Source organism: Pseudomonas sp. NPDC087697 (assembly GCF_044743155.1).
Taxonomy (GTDB): domain Bacteria; phylum Pseudomonadota; class Gammaproteobacteria; order Pseudomonadales; family Pseudomonadaceae; genus Aquipseudomonas.
The window spans coordinates 40,804-54,751 of record NZ_JBIUVW010000006.1; the positions used below are offsets into that span (position 1 = coordinate 40,804).

Consider the following 13,948-nt stretch of genomic DNA (forward strand, 5'->3'; position numbering starts at 1 on the left):
TTAGCGCCCGCGCAGCATGGCAATCAGGGTACGTGGCACGAGGGCCACCATCACCAGATGCACCACGGTAAAGGCGACCAGCAGGGCCATGCAGACAAAGTGCACGATGCGTGCTGAGTCATAACCGCCCATCAGTTCCCTCAGCAAAGGAAACTGCACGGACTTCCAGATCACCAGTCCCGACAGCACGAGCACAATGAGATCGAGCACGACAAACAGGTAGGCGAGCTTTTGCAGGGTGTTGTATTGCCGCAAGTCCGCATGAGCAAGCTTGCCTCTGAGGGCCGCCAGGAAATCATGAATGACGTCGCCGGGACGGATGGGGAAAAATTTGTAGACGATGCGGCCGGAGAAGATATTGAGCAGAAGGTAAATAATGCCGTTGACGAGCAGTATCCACATCGCCGCAAAGTGCCACAGCAGTGCTCCCGCCAACCAACCACCCAAGGTGATACTTGCGGGAATCTGGAAGGAAAAAATCGGCGAGGCGTTATAGATACGCCAGCCACTCATCACCAGGATGAGCACCGCGATGACGTTGACCCAGTGGGTCAGCCGGAGCCAGATCGGGTGAATGGTTTGGGAGCGACTCATATGCCCTACCCTGCCGGTACAGTGCCGGCGAATCCCCCCGGCCACCACGAAATGTGTTGGCTCTATCCCCCATGTTCAACCTGCATCTCCACTGGAGTTGCAAACAGCGCCGACCTATCGCGCATCTTTTAAGACTAGCATCGGCTTGGAGACGCGGTTTTACATTATTCGTCCTGGCACTTTGTGCAGATGCGCAGAGCGCGGTCATCGCGCTTATTACAAAATCCATATATAGACTTTTCCAAATAGTGCTGACGTGAAAGATCTGACTGATCTCCCAGCCCCCCTAGATTCAGGAAGGTTCAATGATGCCGCTCAGCAGACCCCGGGGGCCCTATTGAACTAATCTAACGCTGAGGCTTTACCCTGCATACGGGAAAACATATATTCGATAAAGCGCATGTGAACTGAAATTTCACAATGACCAGCAACAAACCCGACGTGTTCCGTCACACCCTTCACGAAATTCATGAGCGCATCGAGATGTTCGTCTTGGTGAAAAACAAACACTGAGAACCGATATGGCTGACCATCTGACTCCGACCACTGTTTTCAAATGTCTGGCTGACGACACCCGGGTACGCACGATGCTGCTCATCACCCGTGAGGGGGAGCTGTGTGTTTGCGAACTAACCTGCGCCTTGAACGAGAGCCAGCCAAAAGTCTCCAGACACCTGGCGCAGCTGCGTACTTGCGGCTTGCTTTCGGACCGTCGGCAAGGCCAATGGGTTTATTACCGACTACACCCGAATCTTCCCGACTGGGTACATCGGGTCCTGACCACTGTGCTGGAAAGCAACAAGCACTGGTTGAGTCCTGATGCCAAGCGCCTTGATGAAATGGGTGACCGCCCTGAACGGGCAGTCGCTTGCTGCGAAAGCAAGATCGCCTGATTCCGCCCTCGACTGCGAGATCGTCCGATGAAAATCCTGTTTCTCTGCACCGTTGATAGCTGCCGCGCTATTCAGCATCCAGCCCATATCGAATACATCGGCCAGTTCGATACCCAGTCGAACTCCCACTGACAACAGATACAGAGCACAACAACATGACTATCAAAGTTGGCATCAATGGTTTTGGTCGGATCGGTCGCCTCGCTCTGCGAGCAGCCTGGAGCTGGCCAGAGTTTGAGTTCGTGCAGATCAACGATCCAGCAGGTGACGCGGCAACACATGCGCACCTGATGAACTTCGACTCGGTGCATGGCCGTTGGAATTACCAGGCCGACTCCGAGGGCAACAGCATTGTCATCGACGGCAAACGAATCAAGGTAACTGCCAATAAGGCGATTGCCGACACCGATTGGTCGGGCTGCGATCTGGTGATTGAAGCCAGCGGCAGGATGAAGACCGTCGCTGTGCTTCAGGCTTACCTCGACCAGGGCGTTAAACGCGTGGTGGTCAGCGCTCCGGTGAAGGAAAAAGGCGCGCTGAACATCGTCATGGGCGTCAATCATCAGCTGTTCAATGCCGCGGAACATCGCATCGTCACGGCGGCGTCATGCACCACAAACTGCCTGGCGCCTGTGGTGAAGGTGATCCACGAAAAGCTGGGCATTCGCCATGGCTCGATCACCACCATCCACGACCTGACCAACACCCAAAGCATTCTTGATCAACCCCACAAGGATCTGCGTCGTGCACGGGCTTCGGGCATGAGCCTGATCCCGACCAGCACCGGCTCGGCAACAGCTATCGCCGAAATTTTCCCGGAGCTGCGCGGACGCCTGAATGGCCACGCGGTACGTGTGCCGCTGGCCAACGCTTCGCTGACTGACTGTGTCTTCGAGGTTGAGCGCGCCACCACCGTCGAGGAAGTGAATCAATTCCTGAAGGATGCTTCCGAAAACGAGCTGAAGGACATTCTCGGTTTCGAGGAGCGTCCGCTGGTATCCATCGACTACCGCACCGACCCGCGCTCATCGATCATCGACGCACTGTCGACCATGGTCATCAATGGCACCCAGATCAAACTCTATGCCTGGTACGACAACGAGTGGGGCTATGCCAACCGCACCGTCGAGCTGGCCAGAATGGTCGGACTGGCGGTCTAAGGAGCGGTCATGAAAGCGTTGTCAGCCCTCGCTCCAGAAGTGCGGCAGTACTTGCTCGTTACGGGTAATTACTGGACCTTCACCCTCACCGACGGCGCCTTGCGCATGTTGGTGGTGCTGCACTTTCACGCGTTGGGCTACAGCCCGCTGCAAATCGCGGCGCTGTTTCTGTTCTACGAATTCTTTGGCGTGATCACCAACCTGGTGGGCGGATATCTCGGTGCCCGGCTGGGCTTGAACCGAACAATGAACATTGGGCTGGGTATCCAGGTCGCGGCGCTGCTGATGCTGACGGTGCCTGCGGCTTGGTTGACCATCCCTTGGGTGATGGGCGCTCAGGCGTTGTCCGGGATCGCCAAAGACCTGAACAAGATGAGTGCCAAAAGCTCCATCAAACTTCTGGTGCCGGATGGGCATCAGGGCAAGCTCTATCAATGGGTGGCCATCCTCACCGGCTCGAAGAACGCACTCAAGGGCGTCGGCTTCTTTCTCGGTGGCGCATTACTCGCACTGATGGGGTTCAAGGGTGCGTTGTTGGCCATGGCAGGCGTCCTGGCACTGATCTGGATCAGCAGCCTGATCCTGCTGAAGAGGGATCTGGGCAAAGCCAAGGCCAAGCCCAAGTTTCGCGAAATCCTGTCCAAGAGCCGGGCGATCAATATCCTCTCAGCGGCCCGGATGTTTCTGTTCGGTGCTCGTGATGTCTGGTTCGTGGTGGCCTTGCCGGTATACCTGAGTAGTGTCTTTGGCTGGGACTTCTGGAAGGTTGGTGGATTCCTTGCGGCCTGGGTGATCGGCTACGGCATCGTGCAGTCCTTCGCACCCAACATCACCGGCAAGAAACGTGGGCACGTACCGGATGGTCGTGCTGCATTCTTGTGGGCACTTGCTCTGGCAGGTTTGCCCGCAGCAATCGCTCTCGGACTGAACACCGGGTTGTCGCAACAGTTGGTTCTGTTGGGTGGGCTGATGGTCTTCGGTGTGCTGTTCGCGGTGAACTCCTCGCTGCACAGCTACTTGATCGTGTCCTATGCCAAGGAAGACGGCGTGTCGCTGGACGTGGGCTTTTACTACATGTCCAACGCCATGGGGCGACTGATCGGCACCGTGCTCTCCGGGTGGGTTTATCAAGTGTATGGGTTGGGCGCGTGCTTATGGATATCGAGCGCTTTTGTGCTGCTCGCAGCTTTGATTTCTATTGCATTACCTCGGCACGCAAGTCACTGAGATAGGCGCGGCACGGACCACTAACAAACCAGGAAACAGCTCGTCGTACGCTTCTATTTTGTTCAGGTAATACTGGCTTAATTCAGGTCCTGTGATATCGCCTGAGTCTGCGCCTTTCGACAGGTTCCTTATGACTCGCGTCGAATTGTAAGAGCCATTTTCAACGACTACACTCCAGCCCATGAAACGCTACCTGCGGTTTTTCCTCATCTTCATGATTAGCCTGGCGCTTCCCCTCAGCGGGATGGCGGGCGTTCAGGCACCGACAGAGCCTTGCCCCATGAAAACCATGGGCATGGCGATGATGGACGATATGGGGATGGACTGCTGCCACGATATGAAAAGCCCCTCCGATCACGGCAAACCCTGCAAGCCGGGTCAGGAGTGCAAGACTGGCGGCATGCTGCAAGTCTCGATCATCAAGCCTCCCGTCAGCTTGTCCAGCCCCGTTGTGCTTTCCCTCTCCAGCGATTTCCTCCCTGCCCAAACCCTTTCAGGGGTGTGGCGACCGCCTCGCGTTTGATTCCTGTACCACTCTGAGTCCCATCGCACATTGATGCGATGGCATATCTGCGCGCATGTCTGAAGAGCCGCGCAGTGATTCATCACAGGAATCGTGAAGATGAACTTCCTACGTTATTGCGCAGGCTGGCCTCTCATGGCCGGCCTGACAGCAGGCGTTCTGGCATTGCCGAGCCTGGCCACCCCGCTGACACTCGATGAAGCCTTGCGGCTGGCCGAAAACAACGCCCCGTCACTGATCGCCCAAGCCGCCAAACTCCAGGCCGCCAGCAGTGCAGCCATTCCAGCCGGCGAACTACCCGACCCGAAGTTAAAGCTCGGCGTGCAGAACTACCCCATTGGCGGCCCCGAACGCTGGAGCATTAACCAGGACTCCATGACCATGCAGATGGTTGGGGTCATGCAGGAAGTGCCCAACCGCGACAAGCGCAAAGCACGTATTGAAGTGGCCGATGCGGCCGTTGACCGAGCTGCGGCTGAAGGCCGTGTCGAGCGTCTGAACGTCCGTCAGGCCACTGCGCTGGCCTGGATCAGCAGCTACTCCGTCGAGCGTAAGGAAGCGCTATTCCAGGATTTTTACAAAGAGAATCGTCTGTTGAGCGATACCGTCCGGGCACAGATCGCCGGTGGTCGTGCCCAGCCTGCCGATGCGGTCACGCCGAAACAGGAGGCGGCGCAGTTGGCGGAACAACAGGACGATCTGACCCGTATGCGCGCGCAAGTCCGGGCTGCACTCAAGCGCTGGATTGGCCCGGCCGCCAATGACCTGCCAACGGGTAGCTTGCCGCAATGGCCCGTCGAGACCTCAGGCTACTCCCATAAGCTGCAACATCACCCCGCACTGGCGGCCTTCGAACCGATGACCCGCGAAGCGGAGGCAAAAGTCCGTGAAGCCGAAGCGGATAAGCAGTCCGATTGGAGCTGGGAACTCGATTACCAACACCGTGACCGTCAGTTCGGTGACATGGTCAGCGTGCAGCTCTCGTTCGACCTGCCACTGTTTCCCGGCTCCCGACAAAATCCAAAAATCGCCGCCAAACACGCCGAATTGAACCAATTGGAGGCTGAGCGTGAAGCCATGGTGCGTGAGCACACCCAGCAATTGGAGGAGAGTCTGGCCGAATACGAGCGTCTGAATCGGGCCGTGCACCGCAGCCAGGAAAGTCTGGTGCCCCTGGCCAAGGAAAAGGTCGGGCTAACCATGGCCAGCTACCGCGCCGGTAAAGGTGACTTGGCGGCAGTCATCGCTGCCCGACGTGAACTCATAGAGGTCCGCCTCAAACAGATCGATGTCGAAGAACAGCGAGCCCTGACCAACGCACGCTTGTATTTCAATTATGGGGAAACCAGCCAATGAGCGCTCGAATCTGGAAAATGGCTGTGTTGACTGGCTTGTCGGTTGCCCTGGGGGTTGCAGGCGGTTACTGGTTCGCTCAGCAACGCATGAACACAATGCCTGATGCACTCGCCGCACAGAGCCCCAAGACGCAAGACGAACGCAAGGCCCTGTATTGGTACGATCCGATGTACCCGCAGCAGAAGTTCGACAAACCGGGCAAGTCGCCCTTCATGGACATGCAGCTGGTGCCGCAATACGCCGACGCAGCAACGAACGGCGCGGCCATCAGCATCGACCCCCGTCTGACTCAGAATCTCGGCCTGCGACTGGCGACAGTGACCCGTGGCGCCCTCACCTCCAGTCTGGACGTGGTCGGCGTGTTGGCATTCAACGAACGGGATGTCGCCGTGATCCAGGCGCGTACTGCCGGTTTTGTCGAGCGGGTTTATGCCCGTGCTCCCGGCGATGTGCTCAAGGCCAATGCACCATTGGCGGATATCCTGGTACCGGAATGGGCCGCTGCCCAGGAAGAATTCCTTGCACTTAAACGTAACGGCGATGCCGACTTGCTGGCAGCGGCCCGCCAACGGCTGCGCCTGACGGGGATGCCGGCAGCGCTGATTACCCAGGTAGAGCGTAGCGGCAAGATTCAGCCGAACCTGACCCTCACCAGCCCCATCAGTGGTGTGCTGCAAGAGTTGGATGTCCGTACGGGCATGACCGTGGCGGCCGGCGAGACGCTGGCTCGCGTCAATGGCTTGAGCAGCGTCTGGCTGGCGGTGGCCGTTCCAGAGTCAGAGACCGGATCGATCGTCGTCGGCCAGACGGTAGAAGCACGCCTTCCAGCCTTCCCGGGGACGGTGCTCAACGGCACGGTCAGTGCGATCCTGCCCGAAACGAATATGGACAGCCGCACCGTTCGCGTGCGCGTCGAACTGCCCAACCTTGATGGGCGTCTCAGACCCGGATTGTCGGCGCAGGTGCGCCTGAACCGAACGACCGAGCAAAGTGTGTTGTGGGTGCCGAGCGAGGCGGTCATCCGCACTGGCCGGCGCACTCTGGTGATGCTCGCCGAAGACGCTGGTCGCTACCGTCCGGTAGAGGTGCAGCTCGGACAGGAAAACGACGGCAAGACGGCGGTATTGAAAGGCCTGCAAGAAGGTCAACACGTGGTCAGCTCGGGACAGTTTCTGCTCGACTCCGAGGCTAGCCTCAAGGGCATCGTCGCAAGTGAGCGTCTGGAACAACCAGGGGAGCAACCATGATCGCCGCCCTGATTCGCTGGTCCGTCGCCAACCGTTTCCTGGTCCTGCTGGCCACGCTGTTCGTCACGGCCTGGGGCGTCTGGTCGGTTCAGAGCACCCCCATCGATGCACTGCCGGACCTCTCCGATGTTCAGGTGATCATCCGCACCCCCTATCCGGGACAAGCGCCGCAAATCGTTGAGAACCAGGTGACCTACCCGTTGGCCACCACCATGCTCTCGGTACCAGGGGCGAAAACCGTACGCGGTTATTCTTTTTTCGGCGACAGCTTCGTGTACGTGCTGTTCGAAGACGGTACCGATATGTATTGGGCTCGCTCGCGAGTGTTGGAGTATCTGAGCCAGATACAAAGTCGCCTGCCCGCCAGCGCCAAACCGGCCTTGGGACCCGATGCCACGGGGGTGGGCTGGATCTATCAGTACGCCCTGGTGGATCGCACCGGAGGACATGATCTGGCGCAATTGCGCGCTCTTCAGGACTGGTTTCTCAAGTTCGAACTCAAGACCCTGCCCAATGTGGCGGAAGTGGCCACGGTGGGCGGCATGGTCAAGCAGTACCAGGTACAGCTCGACCCACTCAAACTGGCCAGCCTGGGCATCACTCAGGCGCAGGTCACCGAGGCGATTGGCAAGGCCAATCAGGAAACCGGCGGTGCGGTGCTGGAGATGGCGGAAACCGAGTTCATGGTCCGCGCTTCAGGCTATTTGAAGACCCTGAATGACTTTCGCGCGATCCCGCTCAAACTCAGTGCCGGTGGCGTGCCGGTCACCCTGGGAGATGTGGCCACGATACAACTGGGGCCGGAGATGCGTCGCGGCATCACCGAACTCGACGGTGAAGGTGAGACCGTCGGTGGCGTGGTGATTCTGCGCAGCGGCAAGAACGCTCGCGAAACCATTGCGGCAGTCAAGACCAAGCTCGACGAACTGAAAAGCAGTCTGCCGGCCGGGGTGGAAATCGTCACCACTTACGATCGCAGCAAGTTGATCGACCGCGCCGTGGAAAACCTCAGCCACAAACTGCTTGAAGAGTTCATCGTCGTCGCGTTGGTCTGCGGGATATTTCTCTGGCATTTGCGCTCATCCCTGGTGGCTATTATCTCCTTGCCGGTCGGGGTGCTCATCGCCTTCATCGTCATGCGTCATCAAGGGATCAACGCCAACATCATGTCCCTCGGCGGGATCGCCATTGCCATCGGCGCCATGGTCGATGCCGCCGTGGTCATGATCGAAAACGCCCACAAGAAAGTCGAGGCCTGGCACAAGGCCCATCCTGGGGAAGAACTGAAGGGCGAACATCATTGGCACGTGATGACCGAAGCAGCGGCTGAGGTGGGCCCGGCGTTGTTCTTCTGCCTGTTGATCATCACCCTGTCGTTCATTCCGGTGTTCACCCTGGAGGCTCAGGAGGGTCGTTTGTTCGGTCCGCTGGCCTTCACCAAAACCTACGCCATGGCTGCTGCGGCCGGATTGTCGGTGACGCTCGTGCCGGTTCTGATGGGCTACTGGATTCGCGGACGGATTCCCAATGAGGAACAGAACCCGCTGAACCGTTGGTTGATCAAGATCTATCAACCGGCGCTGGACGCGGTACTGCGCCGACCAAAAATCACCATGCTGGTCGCGCTTTTGGTGTTTCTCAGCGCGGTATGGCCGATGTCACAGCTGGGTGGCGAGTTCCTTCCACCGCTGGACGAAGGCGATCTGCTCTACATGCCTTCGGCTCTACCAGGGTTGTCAGCACAGAAGGCAGCACAGCTGTTGCAACAGACCGACCGCCTGATCAAGACGGTACCCGAAGTCGAGCACGTTTTCGGTAAAGCCGGTCGTGCCGAAACCGCCACCGACCCGGCGCCGCTGGAGATGTTCGAAACCACCATCCAGTTCAAGCCACGCGAGCAATGGCGACCCGGGTTGACCCAGGAAAAACTGGTGGAAGAGTTGGATCGGGTGGTGCGTGTTCCGGGGTTGACCAATATCTGGATACCGCCGATCCGCAATCGCATCGACATGCTCGCCACCGGGATCAAGAGCCCGATAGGGGTGAAAATTGCCGGCACCCACCTGACGGAGATCGATGCGGCGACTCAGGCCGTCGAGCGCGTGGCCAAGGATGTGCCCGGTGTCAGTTCGGCCCTGGCTGAACGCCTGACCGGTGGCCGCTATATCGATGTGGATATCGACCGCAAGGCCGCTGCCCGCTATGGGCTGAACATCGCTGATGTGCAATCGATCGTGGCCGGCGCTATCGGCGGTGAAAACATCGGGGAGACCATTGAAGGGCTCGCCCGCTTCCCGATCAACGTGCGTTATCCCCGTGAGTGGCGTGACTCGCTCGGCGCCTTGGAACAGTTGCCGATCTACACCCCACTGGGGAGTCAGATCACCCTGGGCACGGTGGCGAAGATCAAGGTCAGTGATGGTCCACCGATGCTCAAGAGCGAGAACGCCCGACCTTCTGGCTGGGTGTATATCGACGTGCGTGGCCGGGATATTGCTTCGGTGGTCGCCGACCTGCGCCGGGTCGTCGGCGAACAGGTCAAGTTGCAGCCAGGTATGAGCCTGAGCTACTCAGGGCAGTTCGAATTTCTCGAAAGGGCCAACGCACGACTCAAGCTGGTCGTGCCGGCCACGCTGCTGATCATTTTCGTCCTGCTTTACCTGACCTTCGCCCGCTTCGATGAAGCTGTGTTGATCATGGCCACTCTACCGTTCGCATTGACTGGCGGCGCATGGTTCCTCTATCTGCTGGGGTACAACTTGTCGGTGGCCACCGGCGTCGGCTTTATCGCGTTGGCCGGTGTGTCTGCCGAGTTTGGCGTGATCATGCTGCTCTACCTGAAGAACGCCTGGGCCGAACGTGAAGACCTCGGTGACAGCACCGAGCGTGGACTGGTCGCAGCGATTCGCGAAGGCGCGGTGCAGCGCGTTCGGCCCAAGGCCATGACCGTGGCCGTCATCATCGCCGGCCTGCTACCCATCCTGTTGGGCAGCGGCACCGGCAGCGAGGTGATGAGCCGTATCGCTGCGCCTATGGTCGGCGGCATGGTCACCGCCCCCTTGCTCTCCCTGTTCGTCATCCCGGCAGCCTACCGCTTGATGCGCCGCCGACACCTCAAACCAGTGATGATTCGCTACTAAAAGCGAGATTACGGACTTGACCCTGCGTCCTGGAAGCCGGCTGCAAAAAGTCGAGCAAGGCCTGCCGGGTGTCATGCCAGGCCGCCGGGTGTTCCATATCGAGGAAGTGCCCGGCGTTCTTGATGGTATGGAACCGGGACTGACGGGCATGAGCGGCAAAAAGCCGGGCGTCTTCCACCGAGGTGTACTCATCCCATTCGCCGTTGACAAACAGTAACGGGACTTCGATGGCGTCGGCACAGGCAGCGTAGCAATGGATGTCCTGGGTCAGGACCTCATTGACGTGGAAATGCATCTGCCGGTATTCGTGTTCGGCCAGGCTGCTGACATGGCGGTGATTAAAACGTTTGAACAACGATGGCAGGTGCTTGCCGATGGTGCTGTTGATCAAGCGTCCGACATTGAGGCGATCACAGGCCTGGAGAAAGTTCAGGCCGCTCTCCAGGTAATCACGCATCGGCGTATTGATCCGCGCTGCAAATGAATTGATCACCGCCTTCTCGATTCGTCGCGGCCGCTGGGCCAGCGCCAGCAAGGTAGCCGCACCGCCCCAGGAAAAGGACAGCACATGGTGCACGGAAAAGTGCTCGATCAATTCCAGCAGTATTTCTGCTTCGTCCTCCTTTCGGATCGGTTGGCCATGGAGGTTGTGTAGTCTCGACTGACCGGCGTAAGGCTGGTCGTAGAGCACCACATTGAATCGCGGCTGCAGGTAGCGCACCGTTTGGGCAAAGGATGCAGTAGTTGCCAGCGAGCCGTTGACCAGAATGATGGTTTTGTCAGCAGCGGCGTTGAGATAGTGCTCGGTATAAACCTTGTACTTCTTGCAAATCTCGACGATGGCAGTTTTCGGCATCATGTCATTTTCTTCCCTGAACAAATTGGACTAAGCGCACAGCATGAGCGACTGCCCAGACGGCATTCATGACTGATCAGTCACTGACTGACCAGAAGTTCAGAGTTAAGCAGGGATTTTCCCGTCTGCAAGAACGCAGACGAGTTATTCCGTCGGGTCGCAAGCGATCAACCGATCTCGGAGCCCGGATGCACAAACCCGGTGCAGACACCTCGCCCGGGATTGCTGCCTTCGCATAACCCATGCACCTATGGGAAGATGCTTGCCGCCTTGAGTCGGCTGAGTTGAGTCGAGCCTCTCCTTTCCATGCCTGAAATATCAATCATGAACCGGATCACACGCGTATCAAGTACCCGTACCAAGGCGCTTTGCAGACTGTGTCTGTCGATACCGCTGCTGATGACCCATAACGCGTGGAGCGCACCCTTACCGATTGAGCTGTTTATCCCCGACGCACCCCCACTGACATTTGTCGATGATTCCAAAGGTCACGGAATCGTTGGAGATCTCGTCCTGATGGCCGTTGCCAAAGCCGGCTATGTCGCTCATGTACAGGCGCTTCCCTGGGCCCGATCGCAAAAGCATGTCAGTGAGAATCAGGACATCTTGATAGCCCCTTTGTCACGCACGCCAGAACGTGAAAACCGCTTCACCTGGATCGCCCCGATCATGCCCATGGAGCGAGCTTTTTTCAGCCTGGAGCAGCGGGTGAACAGCTTCGAAGAAGCCAGGAAGGCTTACCGTGTGATCGGTGTAGGTTTGGGCAGTGCGCAAGAGGAAATCCTGCGCGCACAAGGCTTCGGCAACGAGCAGATCTACCCGCTGACCATTGGTGACAACCCCGCGCAAATGCTCTTGAAGGGCCGCATCGATGCCTGGTTCAACGGTGTCCCGGAGAGTCAATACATCTGGCCAAAGGTGTCTCGACGCACACTGCTGATGAGTCCCGTCATGAACAGTGCGAATCTCTATCTGGCCTGCTCGAAGCAATGCTCCCCTCAACGGGTACAAGACTTGCGCGAAGCGGTTGAAACGCTTCGCAGTGACGGTACCCTGGCGCGTATACAAAAGAGCTATTTGTCGCAGTAGTGAATCCTGAATAAGCGCTTTTTCAAATCAGCACTGGCGGTCAAGGTCGGTGCCGGCCGCGTCATGCTGCAATCCCAGGGCCAGACGCGGGGCGGTGCCAGCGCGGTGATCGGTCGCGGTACCGCGCTTCGGATCAAGGCGAAAATGATAACTACTTCTCTTAGGTAGCTGTCCGTTGATTAGTGTTTATACATCAGACCATGAAGAACCCCGAACCTTAAGCCTGGCTCGGAAGGAGTCATATGCGGGATGCCAAATACCTTGAACGCCGCCAGCATGACCACGAGACCGCCAGGCAAGATGCTCAGGCGATGGGTTTGCAAACCCGCCAATTTGAGTTGTTTGACATGCCCCACTTCGAGCAGACGCAACGACAGGCGCAACAGACCGCCGTAGGTGATACCGCTTTGCCCATAGTCGTTCAATCCGTTGGCCTTGAGCACTTTGGCCAGCATCCGTGCGGTACCTGAAGAGCCGATAGTCTGCTGCCAACCCAGCGCTCGATAACGACGTGCAACTTTTTCAAACTGTAGAGTGGCCACACGCTCAGCCTCCAGGAGCGCCTGAGCCGTGATGCAGCCCCCTTGAAAGTAACGCGCACCAAAGATGCCGCTGCCAATGGCAATGCTCTCGGTTACAAGGGGCTGAGTGCCCCTCCCAAGAATCAATTCGGTGGAGCCGCCGCCGATATCCACTACCAGTCGCATGCTCTCTGCACCCGGTATCGTATGGGCAACACCGGCATACACCAGTTGGGCCTCTTCATGCCCGGAGATGACGTCAATACGAAACCCCAGGTGCCGCTCCGCGCTGGCCAGAAACAGTTGGGCATTATCAGCTTCGCGGACGGCACTGGTCGCCACTGCCCGCACACGGCCCGCCTCAAAGCCGCGTAACTTTTTGCCAAATCGCGCGAGCGCTTGCCATCCCCGATCCAGCGCCAACTCATCCAGAGCCCCGCCTTGAAATCCCTCCGCCAAACGGACCGGCTCACGAAGGGTTTTCACTTCCTGGATCACGAACTGCTGGTTCCGCTTGACCGACTGACCAATCATCATGCGAAACGCATTGGACCCCAGGTCAATGGCCGCAAACAGGGAGGCGTCGCCTTTCATGGGGGATTCCTTGCAAATTCATCAACCAGAAGGCGGACGCCTGCTGTGCGCTCAAGGCGGTTTGCGAGGATCTTGCCATTAGTTCGATGACGCCAAGATGACACCCTCTAACCTTTTCAAATAAACAGACAACAGGCCAACCTGACTGGATAACCGTGATGCTCCGGCACACCCGCACGGACGCTGCTAGGCTTTCAATTCGCTCTGAGGAAATGTCGCCATGTCAGCAACTCCCCAACTGCCGGACATACTCGAAACCCTCCACGAAAACCAGCTCGCTCTGGCCGACGCCATTGAGTCGATAGCGATGTGGATAGATCAGAGGGGGTCCGCTGGCGTTTCCAGCACCGCTCTTGGAGCTATCGCCACACTCGACTTGAACGCCGAGTCCGTCAGAAAGGGCATTGAGTCACTGAGAAAAACCATCAGATGAACCCGATTAAGCAATTCCCTATGTCGCTTCCAACTCGATACTCAGATCTCAAAAGGGCAAGAGCTTTTTTGTCCAGGCTAGTAATTGACCTGAACCACCACACGAAGGGATTCCAGTGATGCAGATCAGAATCGAAGAAGCGAGTGCACCCGAAGGCTGGCTTGTCTGGATAGACGCGTGGTGCGTCAAATTTCGAAGTTATGCAGAAGCCGAAGCCTTCGTGAAAAAGCTGGAGGATCGTGTAAACGCAGCCCACCCCTTGCCTATCAGCATAAATAGGTCTGTGGTAGAGCTGTCTTGAGGAGCCATCTTCGC

At 57.9% G+C, this 13,948-nt stretch carries 12 protein-coding genes and 1 pseudogene; 10 read left to right on the forward strand and 3 right to left on the reverse strand.

Translation table 11 applies throughout. The features are described 5' to 3' along the window. Nucleotides 1-594: a cytochrome b/b6 domain-containing protein gene (locus tag ACIPIN_RS06605; protein WP_401116827.1), complete on the reverse strand. Its 594-nt coding sequence runs from the start codon at nucleotides 592-594 to the stop codon at nucleotides 1-3. Between the two features lie 420 nt (nucleotides 595-1,014). Between ACIPIN_RS06605 and ACIPIN_RS06610 the strand changes: the two are divergent. The 8 genes and pseudogenes from ACIPIN_RS06610 to ACIPIN_RS06645 form a co-directional block, all read left to right on the forward strand. After that, nucleotides 1,015-1,107, forward strand: a pseudogene (locus ACIPIN_RS06610) (arsenate reductase ArsC); the annotation flags it as partial. 8 nt (nucleotides 1,108-1,115) lie between these two features. Beyond that, nucleotides 1,116-1,487: a metalloregulator ArsR/SmtB family transcription factor gene (locus ACIPIN_RS06615; protein ID WP_401116829.1), complete on the forward strand. Its 372-nt coding sequence runs from the start codon at nucleotides 1,116-1,118 to the stop codon at nucleotides 1,485-1,487. Between the two features lie 155 nt (nucleotides 1,488-1,642). Continuing rightward, a complete protein-coding gene (locus tag ACIPIN_RS06620; protein WP_401116831.1) occupies nucleotides 1,643-2,647 on the forward strand; it encodes an ArsJ-associated glyceraldehyde-3-phosphate dehydrogenase in 1,005 nt (334 codons plus the stop codon). 9 nt (nucleotides 2,648-2,656) lie between these two features. Continuing rightward, nucleotides 2,657-3,874 (forward strand): organoarsenical effux MFS transporter ArsJ, encoded by a 1,218-nt coding sequence (arsJ, locus tag ACIPIN_RS06625; RefSeq protein ID WP_401116833.1) that lies wholly within the window; start codon nucleotides 2,657-2,659, stop codon nucleotides 3,872-3,874. A 181-nt stretch (nucleotides 3,875-4,055) separates the two neighbouring features. Beyond that, nucleotides 4,056-4,397 carry a hypothetical protein gene (locus ACIPIN_RS06630; RefSeq protein WP_401116834.1) on the forward strand — a complete coding sequence of 114 codons (342 nt, stop codon included), beginning with the start codon at nucleotides 4,056-4,058 and terminating at the stop codon, nucleotides 4,395-4,397. 99 nt (nucleotides 4,398-4,496) lie between these two features. Next, entirely contained in the window at nucleotides 4,497-5,753 is a 1,257-nt protein-coding gene (locus tag ACIPIN_RS06635) for a TolC family protein (RefSeq protein WP_401116836.1), read from the forward strand. Beyond that, on the forward strand, nucleotides 5,750-7,000 hold the full coding sequence (locus ACIPIN_RS06640) for an efflux RND transporter periplasmic adaptor subunit (protein ID WP_401116838.1): 1,251 nt from the start codon (nucleotides 5,750-5,752) through the stop codon (nucleotides 6,998-7,000). The genes ACIPIN_RS06635 and ACIPIN_RS06640 overlap by 4 nt, the downstream gene beginning before the upstream one ends. Further along, the gene (locus ACIPIN_RS06645; protein WP_401116839.1) at nucleotides 6,997-10,140 is read left to right on the forward strand and encodes an efflux RND transporter permease subunit; all 3,144 of its coding nucleotides are present in this window, start codon (nucleotides 6,997-6,999) and stop codon (nucleotides 10,138-10,140) included. Before ACIPIN_RS06640 ends, ACIPIN_RS06645 begins: the two co-directional genes overlap by 4 nt. Here ACIPIN_RS06645 and ACIPIN_RS06650 read toward each other — a convergent pair. Then, complete coding sequence (locus tag ACIPIN_RS06650) at nucleotides 10,115-10,999, reverse strand: alpha/beta fold hydrolase (protein ID WP_401116840.1); 885 nt, start codon at nucleotides 10,997-10,999, stop codon at nucleotides 10,115-10,117. The two genes, ACIPIN_RS06645 and ACIPIN_RS06650, sit on opposite strands and share 26 nt — an antisense overlap. A 321-nt stretch (nucleotides 11,000-11,320) precedes the next feature. Here ACIPIN_RS06650 and ACIPIN_RS06655 point away from each other — a divergent pair, with 321 nt between their 5' ends. Then, nucleotides 11,321-12,085, forward strand: a complete 765-nt coding sequence (locus ACIPIN_RS06655; protein ID WP_401116841.1) for a substrate-binding periplasmic protein — start codon at nucleotides 11,321-11,323, stop codon at nucleotides 12,083-12,085. Between the two features lie 179 nt (nucleotides 12,086-12,264). On the opposite strand, the gene ACIPIN_RS06660 is transcribed toward ACIPIN_RS06655, so the two are convergent. Then, on the reverse strand, nucleotides 12,265-13,200 hold the full coding sequence (locus tag ACIPIN_RS06660) for a Ppx/GppA family phosphatase (RefSeq protein ID WP_401116842.1): 936 nt from the start codon (nucleotides 13,198-13,200) through the stop codon (nucleotides 12,265-12,267). 220 nt (nucleotides 13,201-13,420) lie between these two features. On the opposite strand from ACIPIN_RS06660, the gene ACIPIN_RS06665 reads away from it, so the two are divergent. Beyond that, nucleotides 13,421-13,633, forward strand: a complete 213-nt coding sequence (locus ACIPIN_RS06665; protein WP_401116844.1) for a hypothetical protein — start codon at nucleotides 13,421-13,423, stop codon at nucleotides 13,631-13,633. Nucleotides 13,634-13,948: the final 315 nt, after the last annotated feature.

Coding starts and splice junctions, on each gene's coding strand:
- ACIPIN_RS06620 (WP_401116831.1), top strand. CDS start 1,643: ATGACTATCAAAGTTGGCATCAATGGTTTTGGTCGGATCGGTCGCCTC.
- ACIPIN_RS06630 (WP_401116834.1), top strand. CDS start 4,056: ATGAAACGCTACCTGCGGTTTTTCCTCATCTTCATGATTAGCCTGGCG.
- ACIPIN_RS06615 (WP_401116829.1), top strand. CDS start 1,116: ATGGCTGACCATCTGACTCCGACCACTGTTTTCAAATGTCTGGCTGAC.
- ACIPIN_RS06605 (WP_401116827.1), bottom strand. CDS start 594: ATGAGTCGCTCCCAAACCATTCACCCGATCTGGCTCCGGCTGACCCAC.
- ACIPIN_RS06635 (WP_401116836.1), top strand. CDS start 4,497: ATGAACTTCCTACGTTATTGCGCAGGCTGGCCTCTCATGGCCGGCCTG.
- ACIPIN_RS06645 (WP_401116839.1), top strand. CDS start 6,997: ATGATCGCCGCCCTGATTCGCTGGTCCGTCGCCAACCGTTTCCTGGTC.
- ACIPIN_RS06665 (WP_401116844.1), top strand. CDS start 13,421: ATGTCAGCAACTCCCCAACTGCCGGACATACTCGAAACCCTCCACGAA.
- ACIPIN_RS06640 (WP_401116838.1), top strand. CDS start 5,750: ATGAGCGCTCGAATCTGGAAAATGGCTGTGTTGACTGGCTTGTCGGTT.
- ACIPIN_RS06650 (WP_401116840.1), bottom strand. CDS start 10,999: ATGATGCCGAAAACTGCCATCGTCGAGATTTGCAAGAAGTACAAGGTT.
- ACIPIN_RS06655 (WP_401116841.1), top strand. CDS start 11,321: ATGAACCGGATCACACGCGTATCAAGTACCCGTACCAAGGCGCTTTGC.
- ACIPIN_RS06660 (WP_401116842.1), bottom strand. CDS start 13,200: ATGAAAGGCGACGCCTCCCTGTTTGCGGCCATTGACCTGGGGTCCAAT.
- arsJ (WP_401116833.1), top strand. CDS start 2,657: ATGAAAGCGTTGTCAGCCCTCGCTCCAGAAGTGCGGCAGTACTTGCTC.